A 20,046-nucleotide genomic window follows, 5' to 3' on the forward strand; every position below is an offset into this window, starting at 1 on the left:
TGATCGGTCACCTCCACCCAACCGGGCAGGAACACCGCGGGCCGGGCCCCTGACGCGTCCTTGTCGCGTTCGGGGCCCGGCCTTACGCCGCCTTTACAGCAGCGACCACGGCATCAGCCGCGCGCGGCGGCGATCTGGCGCGACATGATCGTCGTCAGCTCGTACGCGGTGTGCGAGGCGGCGACGCAGGTGATCTCCGCGTGGTCGTACGCCGGGGCGACCTCGACGACGTCGGCGGAGACGAGGTTGCAGGAGGACAGGCCGCGGATGATCTCCAGCAGCTCGCGGGAGGTCAGGCCGCCCGCCTCCGGCGTGCCGGTGCCGGGCGCGTGGGCCGGGTCCAGGACGTCGATGTCGATGGAGATGTACAGCGGGCGGTCGCCGACGCGCTGGCGCAGCTGGTCGGCGATCTCGTCCACGCCGCGGCGCATCACGTCGGCCGAGGTGACGATGCCGAAGCCCATCTTCTCGTCGTCGGTGAGGTCCTTCTTGCCGTACAGCGGGCCGCGCGTGCCGACGTGGGACAGCGCCTCGGTGTCGAGGATGCCCTCCTCGACGGCCCGGCGGAACGGCGTGCCGTGGGTGTACTCGGCGCCGAAGTAGGTGTCCCAGGTGTCCAGGTGCGCGTCGAAGTGCAGCAGCGCGACCGGGCCGTGCTTCTTGGCCACCGAGCGCAGCAGCGGCAGCGCGATGGTGTGGTCGCCGCCGAGCGTCATCATGCGGGCACCGGTGCCCAGCAGGTCGTCGGCCGCGGCCTCGATCGTCTCGACGGCCTCGTCGATGTTGAACGGGTTCGCGGCGATGTCGCCGGCGTCCGCCACCTGGGCCAGGGCGAAGGGGGAGGCGTCCTGCGCCGGGTTGTACGGGCGCAGCAGGCGGGAGGCCTCGCGGATGGCGTTGCCGCCGAAGCGGGCGCCGGGGCGGTAGGAGACGCCGGTGTCGAAGGGCACGCCGACGACGGCGACGTCGGCGGTGCCGACCTCGTCCAGGCGGGGCAGGCGGGCGAAGGTGGCCGGGCCGGCGTAGCGCGGGATGCGCGAGGAGTCGACGGGGCCGCGCGGTTCACGGGGGGCGGGGGTGCTCATGCTTCTCGGGCCTCTCGGATCACGGACGGGGCGCCGCCGGGTCACGGTCGCGTCAACGCGCGAACGGCTGGCGTGGTCGTACCCGAGGGTAGGCAGGGAGGCCGTGTGCGCACATGTACGGAAGTGCAGGTCCGGCCTCGCCATATGGACACCGCGTCCATCGCGCCGACCGGGGGAGAATGGGTCCATGCCGATAGCACCCAGCCGCAGCGAACTGATCGACCACCTCGTCCGGACGCGCATCGCGGGGAACGTCGCCACCCCGCGGGAGAACAATCTGGAGCACTACCGCAGGCTCGCCCTCGGTGATCGTCACTACTGGTTCGGGCTGGAGTTCGGCGAGCGCTGGGCGGACGAGCAGGACGTGCTCGCCGTCATGGCGGAGCGCTGCGGCGTCAGCGACGACGTCGAGCACCGCGCCGGGCAGGACACCATCGACCCGGAGCTGACGGTGGCCGCGCTGGAGCGGGCCGCGGCGTTCCTGCGCAAGGCGACGGAGGGGCGGCAGCGGGTGCTCTTCGCCACGGGGCATCCCGGGGGGCTGCTGGACGTGCACCGCATGACGGCGGACGCGCTGCGGGCCGCCGGCTGCGAGATCCTCTCCGTCCCGGGCGGTGTGCGGGCGGACGACGGCGCCGTCCAGCAGGTCGCGGGCGTGGCGGTGTACGAGCGCGGCGCGACGCTGTGGCACACGCACTCCCCCGCGCCGATGGCGGCGATCCTCGACGGTCTCGCGGCGTGCGGCCGGCCGCTGCCGGACCTGGTGGTCGCCGACCACGGCTGGGCCGGCTGCGCGGCGCAGCGCGGCATCGACGCGGTCGGGTACGCGGACTGCAACGACCCGGCGCTGTTCCTGGCGGAGGCGGAGGGCACGCTGCAGGTGGCGGTGCCGCTGGACGACCACGTACTGGACCCGCGGTTCTACGAGCCGATGACGGCGTACCTGCTGGACGCGGCGGGGCTCGCGTAGGGGGACGGCCCCGGCCGGCGGGCCGGGGCCGTCTTCACTGCGCCGTCTTCACTGCGCCGTACGGCCGCGCAGGCCGTTCCAGCCGCGGATCACCAGCCACGAGCCGCCGTAGAGCACTGCCGCCTCGAAGGCCCGCAGGGCCAGGCCCCAGCCGAGCCGGTCCAGGCCGGTCATCTCCAGCACGCGGCCGTGCGCGAAGAACGCCAGCACGATGCCCGCGGCCATCACGACCGCTCCCCCTGCCATCAGCAGAGCCCGTCCGGCCGTTCCCATCGCGTTTTCCCTCCCCTAGGAGCCCCGCGGTACGCGGACCAGTCCCTCCTGGATGACCGAGACCGCCAACCGCCCGTCCTGGGTGAAGATACGCCCCCGCGCCAGACCGCGGCCGCCTTGGGCGGTGGGGCTCTCCTGGTCGTACAGCAGCCACTCGTCGGCACGGAAGGGCCGGTGGAACCACATGGCGTGGTCCAGGCTCGCGCCCACGACGTCGCCGACGGCCCAGCCGCCCCGTCCGTGGGCGAGCAGGACCGAGTCCAGCAGGGTCATGTCGGAGACATAAGTGGCGAGCACGATGTGCAGCAGCGGATCGTCCGCCAGTTTGCCGTTCGTCCGGAACCAAACCTGCGACTTGGCCTCCCTCGGCTCGCCGACGCTCGCGAAGGGCGGCTCGTCGGCGTACCGCAGGTCGACGGCGGCGCGGGCTTCGAGGATGCGCTCGACGCGGTCCTGCCCGCCCAGGTGGGTGGCGTAGCGCGGCAGCATCTCGGCGGCCGTGGGCAGCGTGGAGGGGTCGGCGGCCGCCGGCATGGGCTCCTGGTGTTCGAGCCCCTCCTCGTACGTCTGGAAGGACGCGGAGAGGTGGAAGATCGGCTGTCCGTGCTGGACGGCGACGACGCGGCGCGTGGTGAACGAGCGCCCGTCCCGGATGCGGTCGACGGTGTAGACGATGGGCACCGCGGGGTCGCCGGGGCGCAGGAAGTAGGAGTGCAGGGAGTGGGCCTGCCGGTCGCCGGGGACCGTGCGGCCCGCGGCGACCAGGGCCTGGGCTGCGACCTGGCCGCCGAAGACGCGCGGCACGAGGATGGGGCGGTCGGTGGTGCCGCGGAAGATGTTCTCCTCGATCGGTTCGAGGTCGAGGAGGGCGAGCAGGTCGTCGAGCGGGGTGGGGGGCTCGGTGGAGGGCTTGTTCGTCACGGATTCCTACAGACCCATCGACTTGGCGATGATCGAGCGCATGACCTCGCTGGTGCCGCCGTAGATGCGGCTGACGCGGGTGTCGGCGTACAGGCGGGCGATCGGGTACTCCATCATGTAGCCGTAACCGCCGTGCAGCTGCAGGCACTTGTCGATGACGACGGCGGCGCGTTCGGTGGCGAAGAGCTTGGCGGAGGCGGCGTCGGCGGCCGTCAGCTCGCCGGCGTCGTGCGCTTCCAGGGCGCGGTCGACGACCGCCTGCATGGCGTCGACGTCGGCCTTGCAGTCGGCGAGGACGAACTTGGTGTTCTGGAAGGCGGCGACGGGCTGCCCGAAGACGGTGCGTTCGCGCACGTACTTCTTGGCGAACTCGACGGCGGCGGCCGACTGCGCGTAGGCGGTGAAGGCGATGCCGAGCCGTTCCTGCGGGAGGTTGTGGGTGAGGTAGCCGAAGGCCTTGCCCTCCTCGCCGAGGAGGTCGCAGGCGGGCACCTTGACGTCGGTGAAGGACAGCTCGGCGGTGTCGGATGCCTGCAGGCCCAGCTTCTCCAGCTTGCGGCCGACGGCGTAGCCCTCGGAGGAGGTGTCGACGACGAGGAGGGAGATGCCGCCGCGCCGGTCCTCGGGGGTGGCGGGCGAGGTGCGGGCGCACACCAGGACGCGGTCCGCCTGCACGCCGCCGGTGATGAAGGTCTTGGCGCCGTTGAGGACGTAGTGGGTGCCGTCGTCCGACAGGCGGGCGGTGGTGCGCATCCCGGCGAGGTCGGAGCCGGTGCCGGGCTCGGTCATGGCGATGGCGGTCATCATGTCGCCGGAGACGAACGGCGGCAGCCAGCGCTGCTTCTGCTCTTCCGTGCCGTACCTCAGCAGGTAGGGCAGGCACAGCGCGGTGTGCACGCTGCTGCCGCCGAAACCGACGCCGGCGCGGGCGCACTCCTCGCTGATGACCGCCTGGTACTTGTACGTGCGCTGGCCGGCGCCGCCGTACTCCTCGGGCACCTCGATGCCGAAGACGCCGAGCTCGCCGAGTTTCTTGTAGAAGTCGCGCGGAACGGCCCCGGCCGCGCGCCACTCGTCGTAGTGCGGGACGACCTCGGCGGCGATGAAGGCGCGGATCGTCTCCCGGAAAGCCTCGTGGTCCTCGTTGAAGACGGTGCGGCGCATCGCGTCCCCTCCCCGGCTGTCGCTGTATAAGCGCTTGCTCAGCGCAAGCTACCGGCCGGTCAGGGGGCTGTCCAGATCCTTGCCCTCCGCGCGGCGCGACCTCAGCGCGCGAGGGCGGCCAGCGCACCCAGGGCCAGGCGGCGCAGCAGTGCGGCGGTGGCGTCCCGGCCGGGCAGGGCGCCGGGGCGACCCAGGTGCGGGGTGGAGTTCAGCAGGCCGAAGACGGCGTGCACGGCGGCCCGCACCTCGGTCTCGGCGGCCTCGGGGTGCAGCCGGCGGACGACCTCGACCCACAGCTCCACGTACTGCCGCTGCAGGGAGCGCACCAGCTTGCGGTCGCTGTCGCGCAGCTGGCCCAGCTCCCGGTCGTGCAGCGTGATCAGGTCGCGGTCGTCGAGGGCGAAGTCGATGTGCCCGTCGATGAGCGAGTCGAGCACGGCGGCGGGATCCGCGCCCGCCTCCGCCGCCTCGGCCACCCGGCGCCGGCCGCCCGCGAAGAGCCGGCCGCTGATGCCCACCAGCAGCTCGGCCAGCATCGCGTCCTTGCCGGCGAAGTGCCGGTACAGGCCGGGGCCGCTGATGCCGACCGCGGCCCCTATCTCGTCCACCCCGACCCCGTGGAAGCCGCGCTCGGCGAAGAGCCGCGCGGCCTGCTGGAGGATCTGCTCGCGGCGGGAGGCGGCGGCCGGGGCGGCGGCGGTCCGGGTGCGGGGGGCTGCGTCGTTCACGAAAAACAATTCTAGACAGCGGCGTTAGTGCTCGTTAACCTGAAGCTGGTTGTGTTAACGCTCATTAACCGAGCAAGGGAGCTCGAGGACATGCAGCAGGCACCGGTGCTCGGGAGCGCCGCCGATCCGGCGTCCGAGGCCTGGCGGGGCAACGAGGCCGCTCACCACGAGCTGGTGGCGCAGCTGCGCGCCAAGCTCGCCCGGGCCCGGCTGGGCGGGGGCGAGAAGGCGCGCGCACGGCACACCGCGCGCGGCAAGCTGCTGCCGCGCGAGCGGGTGGACGCCCTGCTGGACGCGGGCTCCCCGTTCCTGGAGCTCGCACCCCTGGCGGCCGACGGGATGTACGGGGACGCCGCGCCTGCCGCGGGCGTGATCGCCGGCATCGGCCGGGTCTCCGGGCGCGAGGTGGTGATCGTCGCCAACGACGCCACGGTCAAGGGCGGCACTTACTACCCCATGACCGTCAAGAAGCACCTGCGGGCGCAGGAGATCGCGCTGGAGAACCGGCTGCCCTGCCTGTACCTGGTGGACTCCGGCGGCGCCTTCCTGCCCATGCAGGACGAGGTCTTCCCCGACCGCGAGCACTTCGGCCGCATCTTCTACAACCAGGCGCGGATGTCCGGCGCCGGCATCCCGCAGATCGCGGCCGTGATGGGCTCGTGCACCGCCGGCGGGGCGTACGTCCCGGCGATGAGCGACGAGGCCGTGATCGTGCGCGATCAGGGCACGATCTTCCTCGGCGGCCCGCCGCTGGTGAAGGCGGCCACGGGCGAGGTCGTCACGGCCGAGGAGCTGGGCGGCGGGGAGGTCCACTCGCGCATCTCGGGCGTCACCGACCACCTCGCCGAGAACGACGAGCACGCCCTGCGGATCGTGCGCACCATCGTCTCCACCCTCCCCCGCCGCGGCCCCCTGCCGTGGGCGGTGGAGCCCGTCGAGGAGCCGAAGGCCGACCCGGCCGGCCTGTACGGCGTGGTGCCGGTCGACTCGCGCACCCCGTACGACGTGCGCGAGGTCATCGCGCGCGTCGTCGACGGCTCGCGGTTCGCCGAGTTCAAGGCGGAGTTCGGGCAGACGCTGGTCACCGGCTTCGCCCGCATCCACGGCCACCCGGTGGGCATCGTCGCCAACAACGGCATCCTCTTCGCCGAATCCGCCCAGAAGGGCGCCCACTTCATCGAGCTGTGCGACCAGCGCGGCATACCCCTGCTGTTCCTGCAGAACATCTCCGGCTTCATGGTCGGCCGGCAGTACGAGGCGGGCGGCATCGCCAAGCACGGCGCGAAGATGGTCACCGCCGTGGCGTGCACGCGCGTGCCCAAGCTCACCGTCGTCATCGGCGGCTCCTACGGCGCCGGCAACTACTCGATGTGCGGCCGGGCCTACTCGCCCCGCTTCCTGTGGATGTGGCCGAACGCCAAGATCTCGGTGATGGGCGGCGAGCAGGCCGCCTCCGTGCTGGCCACCGTCAAGCGCGACCAGCTGGAGGCGCACGGCGAGCAGTGGAGCACGCAGGACGAGGAGGCCTTCCGGGCCCCCATCCGCGAGCAGTACGAACGCCAGGGCAACGCCTACTACGCGACTGCCCGGCTGTGGGACGACGGCGTCATCGACCCCCTGGAGACCCGGCAGGTGCTGGGTCTGGCCCTGACCGCGTGCGCCAATGCGCCGCTGCCGCAGCGCGACGGCACGGCGCCCGGCTACGGCGTCTTCCGGATGTGAGGCGGAGCATGTTCGACACTGTCCTGGTCGCCAACCGAGGCGAGATCGCCGTACGGGTCGTGCGCACCCTGCGCTCGCTCGGGATCCGCTCGGTCGCCGTCTTCAGCGACGCGGACGCCGGAGCCCGCCACGTGCGCGAGGCCGACACCGCCGTGCGCATCGGCCCGGCGGCCGCCGCCGAGAGCTATCTGTCCATACCGCGGCTGATCGACGCCGCCGCCCGCACCGGCGCGCAGGCCGTCCACCCCGGCTACGGCTTCCTCGCCGAGAACGCCGCCTTCGCCCGCGCCTGCGCCGAGGCCGGCCTGGTCTTCATCGGCCCGCCGGCCGGTGCGATCGAGCTCATGGGCGACAAGATCCGCGCCAAGGAGACGGTCCGCGCGGCCGGCGTGCCGGTCGTGCCCGGCTCCTCGGGCAGCGGCCTGAGCGACGCGGAACTGGCGGCCGCCGCGCGCGAGATCGGCATGCCGGTGCTGCTCAAGCCCTCGGCGGGCGGCGGCGGCAAGGGCATGCGTCTGGTGCGCGAGGAGTCCGCGCTCGGCGAGGAGATCGCGGCGGCACGGCGCGAGGCGCGCGGCTCCTTCGGCGACGACACGCTGCTCGTCGAGCGCTGGGTCGACCGGCCCCGGCACATCGAGATCCAGGTCCTCGCCGACGGCCACGGCCACGTCGTCCACCTCGGCGAGCGCGAGTGCTCGCTGCAGCGACGGCACCAGAAGATCATCGAGGAGGCGCCCTCCCCGTTCCTCGACGAGGCCACCCGGGCGGCGATGGGCGAGGCCGCGGTGCAGGCCGCGCGCTCCTGCGGCTACACGGGCGCGGGCACGGTCGAGTTCATCGTGCCCGGCAACGACCCCTCCGCCTACTACTTCATGGAGATGAACACCCGGCTGCAGGTCGAGCACCCGGTCACCGAGATGATCACCGGGCTGGACCTCGTCGAGTGGCAGATCCGCGTCGCCTCCGGCGAGCACCTGCCCCTCGCCCAGGAGGACGTCACGCTCACCGGGCACGCGGTGGAAGCCCGCATCTGCGCCGAGACGGCGCGCGTCACGGGCGACCGCGTCGACTTCCTGCCCTCGGCGGGCACGGTGCTGACCCTGCACGAGCCGGCAGGCGACGGCGTCCGCGTGGACTCCGGCCTCGCGGAGGGCATCGCCGTCGGCACGTCGTACGACCCCATGGTCGCCAAGGTCGTCGCCCACGGCCCCGACCGCGCGACGGCACTGCGCCGCCTGCGCGGCGCGCTGGCCCGCACGGTCGTGCTCGGCGTGGACACCAACGCCGCCTTCCTGCGCCGCCTGCTGGGACACCCGGCGGTGGTGGCGGGCGAGCTGGACACGGGCCTGGTGGACCGGGAGGCGGCGTCGCTGGTCGCGGGCGAGGTGCCCCCGGAGGTGTACGTGGCGGGTGCGTTGCTGCGCCAGCAGGAGTTGTTCCCCCGCGTGGACCGCAGCGCGGGGACCCCCGAGTGGGTGGATCCGTTCTCCGTCCCGACCGGCTGGCGCCTCGGCGGCGAAGCCGCCTGGACGCAGCACCACTTCCGCGTGCCGGGCCACGCCCCGGTGACGGTCCGCGTCCGCGGCGAGGCCGCGGACGCGGAGTATCTGCTGCCCACGGAGGGCGGCGCCACCGAGGTTCCCCGCAGCGCGAAGCTGCTGCCCTCCCGGGGGCCCGGGGGCCTGCCCCCGCACGCGGCGGAGCCGCATGTCGACACTGCGGGAAGGAGCGGGGCGGGGGAAATCACCCTTGAGCTCGACGGCGTCACCCGCACCTTCATCGTCACCCACAGCCCGGAAGGCACCTGGCTCGCCGGGACCGACGGCGCCTGGCACCTGCTCCCCCACGACCCCGTCGACGCCGGTCTGCACGGCGGTGCGGCCGGTGCGCACGCCGGGACGCTCACCGCGCCGATGCCCGGCACGGTCACCGTCGTCAAGGCTGCGGTCGGCGACGAGGTGGCCGCGGGGCAGAGCCTGCTCGTCGTCGAGGCGATGAAGATGGAGCACGTCATCGCCGCCCCGCACGCCGGCACCGTGACGGAGCTCGACGTCACGGCCGGCAGCACGGTGGCCATGGACCAGGTGCTGGCCGTGGTCGCCCCGGCGGCTTCCGACAGCGAGGTGGAGTCATGACCCACGCCGCCCTGCCCATGGTCGTCCCCGACCCCGCGCTGCCCTCCCGGGTGCGCATTCACGAGGTGGGCCCGCGGGACGGCCTGCAGAACGAGAAGGCCGTCGTGCCGACGGAGGTGAAGGCGGAGTTCATCCACCGTCTCGCCGACGCCGGTCTGACGACGGTCGAGGCGACCAGCTTCGTGCACCCCAAGTGGGTGCCGCAGCTGGCCGACGCCGAGCAGCTGATGCCGCAGCTGGCCGACCTGAAGGAGGGGGGCGGCGTCCGCCTGCCCGTCCTGGTGCCGAACCAGCGCGGCCTGGACCGGGCCCTCGCCCTGGGAGCCCGGGAGATCGCCGTGTTCGGCAGTGCGACCGAGTCCTTCGCCAAGGCGAACCTCAATCGCACCGTCGACGAGTCGCTGGCGATGTTCGCCCCGGTCGTGGCGGCGGCGCGCGAGGCCGGGGTGGCGGTGCGCGGCTACCTCTCCATGTGCTTCGGCGATCCGTGGGAGGGCGCGGTGCCCGTCGGGCAGGTGGTCCGCGTCTGCCGCAGCCTGCTGGAGATGGGCTGTGACGAGCTGAGCCTGGGCGACACCATCGGCGTGGCCACGCCCGGGCACGTCGCCGCCCTGCTGACCGCGCTGAACGAGGCGGGCGTGCCCACCGGCCGGCTGGCCGTGCACTTCCACGACACCTATGGCCAGGCACTGGCCAACACCCTTGCCGCCCTCCGTCACGGAGTGACCACCGTCGACGCCTCCGCCGGCGGCCTGGGCGGCTGTCCGTACGCCAAGAGCGCCACCGGGAACCTCGCCACCGAGGACCTCGTGTGGATGCTCCACGGCCTCGGCATCTCGACCGGGGTCGACCTCGGCCGTCTCACCGCCACAAGCGTGTGGATGGCCGGCCGGCTGGGCCGCCCCAGCCCCTCCCGTACCGTGCGTGCCCTCTCCCACCAGGAGCCCTGAGTCATGTCGCTGGACCACCGCCTCTCCCCCGAGCACGAGGAACTCCGCCGCACGGTGGAGGAGTTCGCACACGACGTCGTCGCACCCAAGATCGGCGACTATTACGAGCGCCACGAGTTCCCGTACGAGATCGTGCGGGAGATGGGCCGCATGGGTCTGTTCGGCCTGCCGTTCCCCGAGGAGTACGGCGGGATGGGCGGGGACTATCTGGCCCTGGGCCTGGCCCTGGAGGAGCTCGCCCGCGTGGACTCCTCGGTGGCGATCACGCTGGAGGCGGGCGTGTCGCTGGGCGCGATGCCCGTCTACCGCTTCGGCACCGAGGAGCAGAAGCGCACCTGGCTGCCGCGGCTGTGCTCCGGCGAGATGCTGGGCGCGTTCGGCCTGACCGAGCCGGACGGCGGCTCGGACGCCGGCGCCACGCGCACCACGGCCCGGCTGGACGAGGCGACGAACGAGTGGGTGATCAACGGCACCAAGTGCTTCATCACCAACTCCGGCACCGACATCACCGGCCTGGTCACGGTCACGGCGGTCACCGGCCACAAGCCGGACGGCAGGCCGCGGATCTCGGCGATCATCGTGCCGTCGGGCACGCCGGGCTTCACGGTTGCCGCCCCTTACTCCAAGGTGGGCTGGAACGCCTCGGACACCCGTGAGCTGTCCTTCTCGGACGTCCGCGTCCCGGCGGCGAACCTGCTGGGCGAGGAGGGCCGGGGCTATGCGCAGTTCCTGCAGATACTCGACGAGGGCCGCATCGCGATCTCGGCCCTGGCCACGGGGCTGGCCCAGGGCTGCGTCGACGAGTCCGTGACGTACGCGCGCACCCGCGAGGCGTTCGGGCGCCCGATCGGTGCGAACCAGGCCATCCAGTTCAAGATCGCGGACATGGAGATGCGGGCCCACACCGCCCGGCTGGCCTGGCGGGACGCGGCCTCCCGGCTGGTGCACGGGGAGCCGTTCAAGAAAGAGGCCGCCCTGGCGAAGCTGTACTCGTCGGAGATCGCGGTCACCAATGCCCGCGAGGCCACCCAGATCCACGGCGGCTACGGCTTCATGAACGAGTACCCCGTGGCCCGCATGTGGCGGGACTCCAAGATCCTGGAGATCGGCGAGGGCACGAGCGAGGTGCAGCGCATGCTGATCGCCCGGGAGCTGGACCTGCCGGCGTGAGGTGCGCCACTCCCCGTCGTCCCTCCCGGTGATCGTTACGCGCGGAATCCACCCTTCCTAGGCTTTTCTCGCGTTTCTCACCACATTCGCTAGCCATCCTGCCCGATATCGGGCAGGATTCTTGCGAAAGCCCCTCCCAGCCCTCAATATCGACGGGTGCTCGAACGCCGCATGTCCCACGACGACCTGGTCGACCACCTGGTGCGCAGCACACCGCTCCAGCGCGGTGAGGCGGCCCGGGTGGTGCTGGACGTGCTGGCGTACTTCGACGAGACGACCGAGGAGTTCGTCCGCCGTCGCCATCGCGAGCTTCAGTCCGGCGGACTGAACAACGCGGAGATCTTCGAGCGCATCGCGGCCGAGCTGCCGCACCGTGCGGTGGCACCACCGGAGCTCTCGCTGCGGCAACTGCGCCGCATCGTCTACGGCTGACCGGCCGGGACACCCGGGGCTCCCGGTGGCACCGCACGGCCGCCGGAGCAGCTCACCGCCGATCGCCGACAAGCGTCGTCGGGCACCTCGAACGCCTACTTGGGAGGGTCACCTATGTGTGGAATCGTCGGCTACATCGGCAAGCGCGATGTCGCCCCGCTGCTGCTGGAGGGGCTGCAGCGACTGGAGTACCGCGGCTACGACTCCGCGGGCATCGCCCTGCACGCCGGCGGCAAGACCGGTGGCCTGAAGAGCGCCAAGGCCAAGGGCCGCGTCCGTGAGCTCGAGGCCCGCCTGCCCAAGCGCTTCAACGGCACCACCGGCATCGCCCACACCCGCTGGGCCACCCACGGCGCGCCGAACGACGTCAACGCCCACCCGCACCTCGACGCCGAGGAGAAGGTGGCCGTCGTCCACAACGGCATCATCGACAACGCCGCCGAGCTGCGCACCCGCCTGTCCGCCGACGGCTTCACCTTCGTGTCCGACACCGACACCGAGGTCCTGGTCCACCTGATCGCCCGCTCCGAGGCCGCCACGCTGGAGGAGAAGGTCCGCGAGGCGCTGCGCCACATCGAGGGCACCTACGGCATCGCCGTCCTGCACGCCGACTTCCCGGACCGCATCGTCGTCGCCCGCAACGGCTCGCCCGTCGTGCTCGGCATAGGCGAGAAGGAGATGTTCGTCTCCTCCGACGTCGCCGCGCTGGTCTCCCACACCCGCCAGGTCGTCACCCTCGACGACGGCGAGATGGCCACCCTCAAGGCGGACGACTACCGCACCTACACCACCGAGGGCTCGCGCACCTCCGCCCAGCCGACCACCGTGGAGTGGGAGGCCGAGTCCTACGACATGGGCGGCCACGACACGTACATGCACAAGGAGATCCACGAGCAGGCCGACGCCGTGGACCGCGCGCTGCGCGGCCGCATCGACGACCGCTTCTCCACCGTGCACCTGGGCGGCCTGAACCTCGACGCCCGCGACGCCCGCGCCGTGCGCCGGGTGAAGATCCTCGGCTGCGGCACCTCGTACCACGCCGGCCAGATCGGCGCCCAGATGATCGAGGAGCTCGCCCGCATCCCCGCGGACGCCGAGCCGGCCTCCGAGTTCCGCTACCGCAACCCGGTCGTGGACCCCGACACCCTCTACATCGCGGTGTCGCAGTCCGGTGAGACCTACGACGTGCTCGCCGCCGTCCAGGAGCTCAAGCGCAAGGGCGCCCGCGTCCTCGGCCTGGTCAACGTGGTCGGCTCCGCGATCGCCCGCGAGACCGACGGCGGCATCTACGTGCACGCCGGCCCCGAGGTCTGCGTCGTCTCCACCAAGTGCTTCACCAACATGGTGGTCTCCTTCGGCCTCCTGGCCCTGCACCTGGGCCGCACCCGCGACCTGTCCGTCGCCGACGGCAAGCGGATCATCGCGGGCCTGCGCAAGCTGCCCGGCCAGATCGAGGAGATCCTGGCCAACGAGGCGCAGATCGAGGAGCTGGCCAAGGAGTACGCGGACGCCAAGTCGATGATGTTCATCGGCCGTGTCCGGGGCTACCCGGTGGCCCGCGAGGCCTCGCTGAAGCTGAAGGAGGTCTCGTACATCCACGCCGAGGCCTACCCGGCCTCCGAGCTCAAGCACGGCCCGCTGGCCCTGATCGAGCCGGCCATGCCGACCGTGGCGATCGTGCCGGACGACGAGCTGCTGGAGAAGAACCGCGCCGCGCTGGAGGAGATCAAGGCCCGCAGCGGCCGCATCCTCGCCGTCGCGCACCAGGAGCAGGAGAAGGCCGACCACACGATCGTCGTGCCGAAGAACGAGGACGAGCTGGACTCCATCCTGATGGGCATCCCGCTGCAGCTCTTCGCGTACTACACGGCCAAGGCCATGGGCCGTGACATCGACAAGCCGCGCAACCTGGCGAAGTCGGTCACCGTCGAGTAGTCCTCGCCGGACCCTCAAGGCTCTCGTACCTGTCCGCACCTGTCCGCGACAGGTCCGAGAGGACGGCTCTCCCCACGCGTGCCACCACACGCCGGGGAGGGCCGCTCCCTTTTGCCCTTGTCGACCTTCTAGGGAATGACCACGACGGGGCGCTGGGCCCGGCGCGCCAGCCGGCCCGCCACCGAGCCGAAGATCCGCCCGACCAGCCCGTGCGTGGAGCCGACCACGATGGCGTCGGCGGCGTACTCCCGGCCGACCTCCTCCAGCTCGTGGCAGATGTCCCCGCCGCGCTCGACCAGGATCCAGGGCACCTCGGAGAGGTAGTCCGCGCAGGCCAGCTCCAGGCCCAGGACCTCGGTGCGATGGTCGGGCACGTCCACGAAGACGGGGGGTTCGCAGCCCGCCCAGACGGTGGTCGGCAGCCGGTTGGCCACATGGACGATGATCAGCCCCGAGCCCGCTCGCCGGGCCATGCCGATTGCATACGCAAGCGCTCGTTCGCTCGACGTGGAACCGTCGAAGCCCACCACGACACCGTGCTGGAACGCCGGATCGCAGGAATGACGTGTTTCTTCCGCCGCTTCGGGATGCGCCGTCTGATCGGCGATCCGCTTGCGGTCCGCGGGTTCGGAGAATTCGTGACCGGCCATCGGTGTCTCGGCGAAGGAAGCCTCTGATCGAGGGGATCGGCGGGTGGACTGGTTGGAGTTGTCGAGGGGGGTGCCCGTCGATGGACCCCGGATGGATCGCGGACCGACCGGAGGGATCTTGGACGGCCAAATCCGTCCGGGATTCATCTTTTCAAGTGCTTACCCCCAGGGTACGGCGGTACTCGCCCCCTGCCCAGGGAGTGCCGGGCGGGGCACGGACCCCGTGGGCGTTCCCCGGAGCATGCACGAGCGCGGCGCGTAGCGCAATGGCCCGGACTGTCCCTCCCGGGCCCGCCGCGGCAGTGACCCGCGGCCCCGGCACGGCGTTGTAGTACCGCCAGCAGCCGCCACCAGGGAGCCGTTCCGTGTCCGCACGCCGCGATGACGACCGTGAGGAAGCCCCCGAGGGGCCGTCCCCCGATCCGGTGAGCGATGTGGTCCGCTGGGCGGCGTTCAGCTGCGCCCTCGTGCCCGTCGTGCTGCTGATGTGCGGTCAGTCGTTCGGCGGCGCGGCCGGCACGGCGGCCGGTCTGGTGGCGCTCACGTGCGTCTGCCACGCCCTGCTGCGCCAGTCCGAGCGCACGGCCGCCAGGGTGTCCACGGAAGCAGCGGTTCCGCACCGCGGCCGGCACGGCCGGACGGGCAGCGGGAGCCACCGCGGGGCGCGTCATCCGGGCACCGGTAGCTCCGCGGACTGACCCCCTCGCACGCCTGGACCCATACATTTTCAGCCAACTTCAGGCCGAACCTCGTACCTTGGCCGACACCCCTCGCAACAGCCGGTCGACCAGCAAGGAAAGAACCCCAAAACGCGGTTGCCGCCTACGGAGTGTGGGCAGGGGCGAGAGGCGTACTTTTCACCGGAGCCTGCAGGTGCAACGCTTCGTGATCGAACGCTTCGCGCCAAGTTGTCATGTCGACTTAGAGGCGGGTGGTGAACTGGTCATCGCGTCCCCAAGCGACGCAGTAGATTCGATCTTGGCCATGACCGGCGGGGGAACCGTTCAGGACCGAGGGGAAACGTGCAGGACCGAGAGGACTCGACCGCCGAGGGGGGCTTAGCGCCATGAGCCAGGACTCCACGACCGTACCGGAGACCGCGCGCAAGCTCTCCGGACGCCGCCGCCGGGAGATCGTCGCCGTGCTGCTTTTCAGCGGCGGACCCATCTTCGAAAGCTCCATTCCGCTCTCCGTCTTCGGCATCGACCGCCAGGACGCGGGAGTCCCCCGCTACCGCTTGCTGGTGTGTGCGGGCGAAGATGTGCCATTGCGAACGACCGGCGGCCTGGAACTGACCGCACCGTACGGCCTGGAGGCACTCTCCAGGGCCGGCACCGTCGTCGTGCCCGCCTGGCGGTCGATCACCCAGCCGCCGCCCGCCGCCGCGCTCGACGCGCTGCGCCGGGCCCACGAGGAGGGCGCCCGCATCGTCGGGCTGTGCACCGGGGCCTTCGTACTGGCCGCCGCGGGGCTGCTGGACGGCAGGCCCGCCACCACACATTGGATGTACGCGCCCACGCTCGCCAAGCGCTACCCGTCGGTCCACGTGGACCCGCGGGAGCTCTTCGTCGACGACGGCGACGTACTGACCTCCGCGGGCACCGCGGCAGGCATCGACCTGTGCCTGCACATCGTCCGCACCGACCACGGCGCCGACGCCGCGGGGGCCCTGGCCCGCCGGCTCGTCGTGCCGCCCCGCCGCAGCGGCGGGCAGGAACGCTACCTCGACAGGTCTTTACCGGAGGAGATCGGCGCCGACCCGCTCGCCGAGGTCGTCGCCTGGGCGCTGGAGCACCTCCACGAGCAGTTCGACGTGGAGACGCTGGCCGCCCGTGCGTACATGTCCCGCCGCACCTTCGACCGGCGGTTCCGCTCGCTGACCGGCAGCGCCCCGCTGCAGTGGCTGATCACCCAGCGGGTGCTGCAGGCCCAGCGGCTGCTGGAGACCTCGGACTACTCCGTGGACGAGGTCGCCGGACGCTGCGGGTTCCGCTCGCCGGTGGCCCTGCGCGGCCACTTCCGGCGGCAGCTGGGGTCCTCCCCGGCCGCCTACCGGGCGGCCTACCGGGCCCGCCGGCCGCAGAGCGGCCCGGTGGACCGCCCGGAGCGGGGCGAGCGGCCCGAGCGGATGGAGCGCGGCGAGCGCGGGGAGCGGTTCGAGCGGCCGGACCCGATGGAGGCCCGGCCCGGCGAGCCGTCCCTGATGGCGATGCGCCGTCCGGCCTTCCCGGGCGCGCCCGGGTCCCCGGCCACGCCCGCGCACGCCATGTCGGGCGCGCCCCTGGGCGCCGCCCCTCCGGGTGCGGGACACGCCGGCGGACACGGCGGGCACCTGACCCATACGACCGGCCACTCCCAGGGTCACGGCCCCGGGGGCGGCGCGGCGGACGCGGGGCGGGGGGAGGCCGACCTGTACGCCCCACGGCTGCCCGGCCAGCGGGAGCGCCCCGTAGGGTGAGACGTATGAACGATCGCATGGTGTGGATCGACTGCGAGATGACCGGACTCTCGCTGTCGACCGACGCGCTCATCGAGGTGGCCGCACTGGTCACCGACTCGGAGCTGAACATCCTCGGCGACGGTGTGGACATCGTGATCCGCCCGCCCGCCGAGGCCCTCACCACCATGCCCGAGGTCGTGCGCCAGATGCACACGGCCTCCGGGCTGCTCGCGGAGCTGGACTCCGGCACCACGCTCGAGGAAGCCGAGCGCCAGGTGCTGGAGTACGTCCGCGCGCACGTCCCGGAGGCCGGCAAGGCGCCGCTGTGCGGGAACTCGGTCAGCACCGACCGCGGCTTCCTGCTGCGCGACATGCCCGCACTCGAAGGTCACCTGCACTACCGGATCGTCGACGTCTCCTCGGTGAAGGAGCTGGCGCGCCGCTGGTACCCGCGCGCCTACTTCGCCAGCCCCAAGAAGTCCGGCAACCACCGCGCGCTGGCGGACATCCGCGAATCCATCGCCGAACTCCGCTACTACCGCGAGGCGATCTTCGTGCCGCAGCCCGGCCCGGACTCCGACACGGCGAGGACGATCGCGGCCAAGCACGTCCTGCCCGTTCAGGCGTAGCGAAGGCAACGTGACGCAGCTCGCTCCCGGCGCGGCGAAAGCCGGGAGCGAGCACCCCGAAAGACCCTGTACACTTTTTCTCGGCCGGTGGGAAACACGGAAACGAACGCCGGACGTGGTGGGTATAGCTCAGCTGGTAGAGCACCTGGTTGTGGTCCAGGATGTCGCGGGTTCGAGTCCCGTTACTCACCCTGATCGGTCGAAGAGCCCGGTCCGCGCAAGCGGGCCGGGCTTTTTGCCGTTCCCCCTCAGGGGTGATGACGGTGGCGGACGGGGAACGTCTGCCGCCCGTTCGGGGAAAGCTGAAGTGGCGGCACCGGACGAAGGGTCATGACCGATGGCTACAGGCACCGTGAAGTGGTTCGACTCCGAGAAGGGGTTCGGCTTCATCCAGCAGGACGACAACGGCCCCGACGTCTTCGTCCACTATTCGGCGATCCAGGGGGCGGGTTTCAAGTCCCTCGCCGAGGGCGACCACGTCAGATTCGAGATCGTGCAGGGCGCCAAGGGCCCGCAGGCGGAGCAGGTCGTTCCCGACTGATGCCCTCCTGGTCGAGCGGAGCCGTGCGGCGCCGGGCCCTGTTGCTGGTCGTCGCCGCCCTGCTCGTGCTGGGCATGAGCGTGCTCGACGGCTGCTCGGGGGACGGCGCCGGCCGGGGCCGTGCCGCCGGGCGGACCACGGTCACCGTCGGCACCTTCGGCGTCTTCGGCTACCGGCAGGCCGGCCTCTACCAGGAGTACGAGCGGCTGCACCCGAACGTGACGATCAAGGAACACGTGATCGCGCGGAACGACGTCTACTACCCCCAGCTCCTCACCCACCTCGCCGCCGGCCGCGGCCTGGCCGACATCCAGGCGATGGAGGTGGGCACCGTCCACGAGCTGGCCGAGGAGCGCGGCGAGCTCTTCGAGGACCTCTCCCGGGCCCCCGGTGTGCACCGGGCGGACTGGCTGCCGTGGAAGTGGGCCCAGGCCACCGCCCGGGACGGCCGCACGATCGGCCTCGGCACGGACATCGGCCCGCTCGCCGTCTGCTACCGCAAGGACCTCTTCCGCCGGGCCGGCCTGCCGGCGGACCGGGAGGCGGTGGGCCGGCTGTGGGCCGGCGACTGGCGGCGCTACCTCGCCGTGGGCCGGGCCTACCGGCGCAGGGCCCCGGCCGGCACGGTCTTCACCGACTCGGCGGCCGGGCTCTACAACGCCGCGCTCCACGGCCACGCCGAGCGCTACTACGACGCCTCCGGCCGCCTGGTCGCAGGGACCAGCCCGGCCGTGCGGGCCTCGTGGGAGCTGGCGATGGGGGCGGTGCGCGACGGGCTGACGGCCCGGCTGCGGCAGTTCGACAAGGGCTGGGACCAGGCGTACGCGAACGGGCGCTTCGCCACGGTGGCCTGCCCGCCGTGGATGCTCGCCTACATCAAGGAGAAGTCCGGCCCCGCCGGGCGCGACAAGTGGGACGTGGCCGCGGCTCCCCGGCCCGCCAACTGGGGCGGCTCCTTCATCGGTGTGCCGAAGGCCGCCCGGCACCGGGCGGAGGCGGTGCGCCTCGCGGTCTGGCTCACCGCGCCCGCCCAGCAGGCCCGGCTCTTCCGGCGACAGGCCGCCATCCCCTCCACCCCCGCCGCCTACGACCTGCCGGAGGTGCGGGGCGCCCGGAACCCGTACTTCGGCGACGCGCCCATCGGAGCGATCTTCACCGCGGCCGCGCGGGGCGTGCCCACCCTGGTCTTCGGGCCGCGGGAGCAGCAGATCGGGCTGGCGTTCACCGACGTGGGCATTCCCCAGGTCGAGCAGCAGGGCAGATCCCCGGGGGCCGGCTGGCGGGCGGCGCAGAAGGAGATCGAGAACGCGGTGGACGCATGACGGCCACCGCCCCCGTCCTGGAGGGCGCGCCGCCCTCCCGGCAGCGCCCGCGGCAGGCCGCCGTCCGCGGCGGCCGGGCCCACCGGTGGGACGCACGCTGGAGCCCGTACGTCCTCGTCGCCCCCTTCTTCCTCCTTTTTGCAGCATTCGCACTCTTCCCCCTCCTGTACACCGGCTGGGCCTCGCTGCACCGGGTGGAGCTGACCTCCCCCGACCGCGCGCAGTGGGTGGGACTGCACAACTACGCCCGGCTGCTGGGCAACGACTTCTTCTGGAACGCCCTGCGCAACACCGTCACCATCGGTGTGCTCTCGACCGTGCCGCAGCTGCTGATGGCGCTGGGCCTGGCCCATCTGCTCCACCTCCGGCTGCGCGCCGCCACGTTCTGGCGGGTCGCGCTGCTGACCCCGTACGCCACGTCGGTCGCCGCCGCCTCGCTGGTGTTCGTGCTGCTCTTCGGGCGGGACCACGGCATGGTCAACTGGGCGCTCGACGCGATCGGCGTCGGTCCGGTGGACTGGCAGAACGGCACCTGGAGCGCGCGGTGCGCGGTCTCCTCGATCGTCGTCTGGCGGTGGACGGGCTACAACGCGCTGATCTACCTGGCCGCCCTGCAGGCGGTGCCCGACGAGCTGTACGAGTCGGCGGCGCTGGACGGCGCCTCGCGCCTGCAGCAGTTCCGCCACGTCACCGTCCCGGCGCTGCGGCCGACGATCCTGTTCACGGTCGTGGTGTCCACGATCGGGGCCACGCAGCTCTTCGGCGAACCGCTGCTGTTCGGCGGGGCGGCGGGGCAGAAGGGCGGCGCCTCGCACCAGTACCAGACCCTGGGGCTGTACTTGTACGAGCAGGGCTGGTTCGACTACCACCTCGGCCGGGCGGCGGCCGTCGCCTGGACGATGTTCCTACTGATGGTGCTGATCGCGGGCGCGGGCGGGCTCCTGGCGCGCCGGCTGCGCGCGGACCGGTGAGGGCGGCG

Annotated in this window: 19 protein-coding genes and 1 tRNA gene; 14 read left to right on the forward strand and 6 right to left on the reverse strand. The window is 72.2% G+C overall.

Going from position 1 to position 20,046, the window contains the following annotated elements:
- Positions 1-113: 113 nt before the first annotated feature.
- Complete coding sequence (gene speB / locus AC27L3_RS15960; protein ID WP_344434449.1) at positions 114-1,085, reverse strand: agmatinase; 972 nt, start codon at positions 1,083-1,085, stop codon at positions 114-116.
- Positions 1,086-1,272: 187 nt separating this feature from the next.
- Here speB and AC27L3_RS15965 point away from each other — a divergent pair, with 187 nt between their 5' ends.
- On the forward strand, positions 1,273-2,055 hold the full coding sequence (locus AC27L3_RS15965; RefSeq protein WP_487234677.1) for a phosphatase: 783 nt from the start codon (positions 1,273-1,275) through the stop codon (positions 2,053-2,055).
- A 48-nt stretch (positions 2,056-2,103) separates the two neighbouring features.
- On the opposite strand, the gene AC27L3_RS15970 is transcribed toward AC27L3_RS15965, so the two are convergent.
- The 4 genes from AC27L3_RS15970 to AC27L3_RS15985 form a co-directional block, all read right to left on the reverse strand.
- Positions 2,104-2,328, reverse strand: a complete 225-nt coding sequence (locus AC27L3_RS15970; RefSeq protein WP_487234678.1) for a hypothetical protein — start codon at positions 2,326-2,328, stop codon at positions 2,104-2,106.
- Between the two features lie 15 nt (positions 2,329-2,343).
- Positions 2,344-3,249 (reverse strand): acyl-CoA thioesterase II, encoded by a 906-nt coding sequence (tesB, locus tag AC27L3_RS15975; RefSeq protein WP_487234679.1) that lies wholly within the window; start codon positions 3,247-3,249, stop codon positions 2,344-2,346.
- A gap of 6 nt (positions 3,250-3,255) precedes the next feature.
- Positions 3,256-4,413 carry an acyl-CoA dehydrogenase family protein gene (locus tag AC27L3_RS15980; RefSeq protein WP_487234680.1) on the reverse strand — a complete coding sequence of 386 codons (1,158 nt, stop codon included), beginning with the start codon at positions 4,411-4,413 and terminating at the stop codon, positions 3,256-3,258.
- Positions 4,414-4,514: 101 nt separating this feature from the next.
- A complete protein-coding gene (locus AC27L3_RS15985; RefSeq protein ID WP_344434454.1) occupies positions 4,515-5,141 on the reverse strand; it encodes an SACE_7040 family transcriptional regulator in 627 nt (208 codons plus the stop codon).
- Positions 5,142-5,231: 90 nt separating this feature from the next.
- Between AC27L3_RS15985 and AC27L3_RS15990 the strand changes: the two genes are divergently transcribed.
- The 6 genes from AC27L3_RS15990 (at position 5,232) to glmS (ending at position 13,485) form a co-directional block, all read left to right on the forward strand.
- Positions 5,232-6,863, forward strand: coding sequence for a carboxyl transferase domain-containing protein (locus AC27L3_RS15990; protein WP_487234681.1), 1,632 nt, complete (start codon positions 5,232-5,234; stop codon positions 6,861-6,863).
- An 8-nt stretch (positions 6,864-6,871) separates the two neighbouring features.
- Positions 6,872-8,998, forward strand: coding sequence for an acetyl/propionyl/methylcrotonyl-CoA carboxylase subunit alpha (locus tag AC27L3_RS15995; RefSeq protein ID WP_487234682.1), 2,127 nt, complete (start codon positions 6,872-6,874; stop codon positions 8,996-8,998).
- Entirely contained in the window at positions 8,995-9,948 is a 954-nt protein-coding gene (locus AC27L3_RS16000) for a hydroxymethylglutaryl-CoA lyase (protein ID WP_487234683.1), read from the forward strand. Before AC27L3_RS15995 ends, AC27L3_RS16000 begins: the two co-directional genes overlap by 4 nt.
- A gap of 9 nt (positions 9,949-9,957) precedes the next feature.
- Positions 9,958-11,118: an acyl-CoA dehydrogenase family protein gene (locus AC27L3_RS16005; RefSeq protein ID WP_487234823.1), complete on the forward strand. Its 1,161-nt coding sequence runs from the start codon at positions 9,958-9,960 to the stop codon at positions 11,116-11,118.
- Positions 11,119-11,274: 156 nt separating this feature from the next.
- On the forward strand, positions 11,275-11,550 hold the full coding sequence (locus AC27L3_RS16010) for a hypothetical protein (protein WP_190128819.1): 276 nt from the start codon (positions 11,275-11,277) through the stop codon (positions 11,548-11,550).
- Between the two features lie 114 nt (positions 11,551-11,664).
- Positions 11,665-13,485, forward strand: coding sequence for a glutamine--fructose-6-phosphate transaminase (isomerizing) (gene glmS / locus AC27L3_RS16015; protein WP_365966673.1), 1,821 nt, complete (start codon positions 11,665-11,667; stop codon positions 13,483-13,485).
- 128 nt (positions 13,486-13,613) lie between these two features.
- Here glmS and AC27L3_RS16020 read toward each other — a convergent pair whose 3' ends face one another.
- Positions 13,614-14,135, reverse strand: coding sequence for a universal stress protein (locus tag AC27L3_RS16020; RefSeq protein ID WP_344434459.1), 522 nt, complete (start codon positions 14,133-14,135; stop codon positions 13,614-13,616).
- Positions 14,136-14,500: 365 nt separating this feature from the next.
- Here AC27L3_RS16020 and AC27L3_RS16025 point away from each other — a divergent pair, with 365 nt between their 5' ends.
- The 7 genes from AC27L3_RS16025 to AC27L3_RS16055 all read left to right on the forward strand — a co-directional run bounded on the left by AC27L3_RS16025 (position 14,501) and on the right by AC27L3_RS16055 (position 20,038).
- Positions 14,501-14,833 carry a hypothetical protein gene (locus AC27L3_RS16025; RefSeq protein ID WP_487234684.1) on the forward strand — a complete coding sequence of 111 codons (333 nt, stop codon included), beginning with the start codon at positions 14,501-14,503 and terminating at the stop codon, positions 14,831-14,833.
- A gap of 368 nt (positions 14,834-15,201) precedes the next feature.
- On the forward strand, positions 15,202-16,593 hold the full coding sequence (locus tag AC27L3_RS16030) for a helix-turn-helix domain-containing protein (RefSeq protein ID WP_487234685.1): 1,392 nt from the start codon (positions 15,202-15,204) through the stop codon (positions 16,591-16,593).
- Between the two features lie 5 nt (positions 16,594-16,598).
- The gene (orn, locus tag AC27L3_RS16035) at positions 16,599-17,204 is read left to right on the forward strand and encodes an oligoribonuclease (protein ID WP_344434463.1); all 606 of its coding nucleotides are present in this window, start codon (positions 16,599-16,601) and stop codon (positions 17,202-17,204) included.
- 118 nt (positions 17,205-17,322) lie between these two features.
- Positions 17,323-17,395, forward strand: a tRNA-His gene (locus AC27L3_RS16040).
- 146 nt (positions 17,396-17,541) lie between these two features.
- Positions 17,542-17,745, forward strand: coding sequence for a cold-shock protein (locus AC27L3_RS16045; protein ID WP_487234686.1), 204 nt, complete (start codon positions 17,542-17,544; stop codon positions 17,743-17,745).
- Positions 17,745-19,067 (forward strand): ABC transporter substrate-binding protein, encoded by a 1,323-nt coding sequence (locus tag AC27L3_RS16050; protein WP_487234687.1) that lies wholly within the window; start codon positions 17,745-17,747, stop codon positions 19,065-19,067. Before AC27L3_RS16045 ends, AC27L3_RS16050 begins: the two co-directional genes overlap by 1 nt.
- Positions 19,064-20,038 (forward strand): carbohydrate ABC transporter permease, encoded by a 975-nt coding sequence (locus AC27L3_RS16055; protein ID WP_487234688.1) that lies wholly within the window; start codon positions 19,064-19,066, stop codon positions 20,036-20,038. The genes AC27L3_RS16050 and AC27L3_RS16055 overlap by 4 nt, the downstream gene beginning before the upstream one ends.
- The last annotated feature ends 8 nt before the right edge of the window (positions 20,039-20,046 follow it).

The sequence above is a fragment of the Streptomyces sp. PKA51 genome, assembly GCF_057552455.1.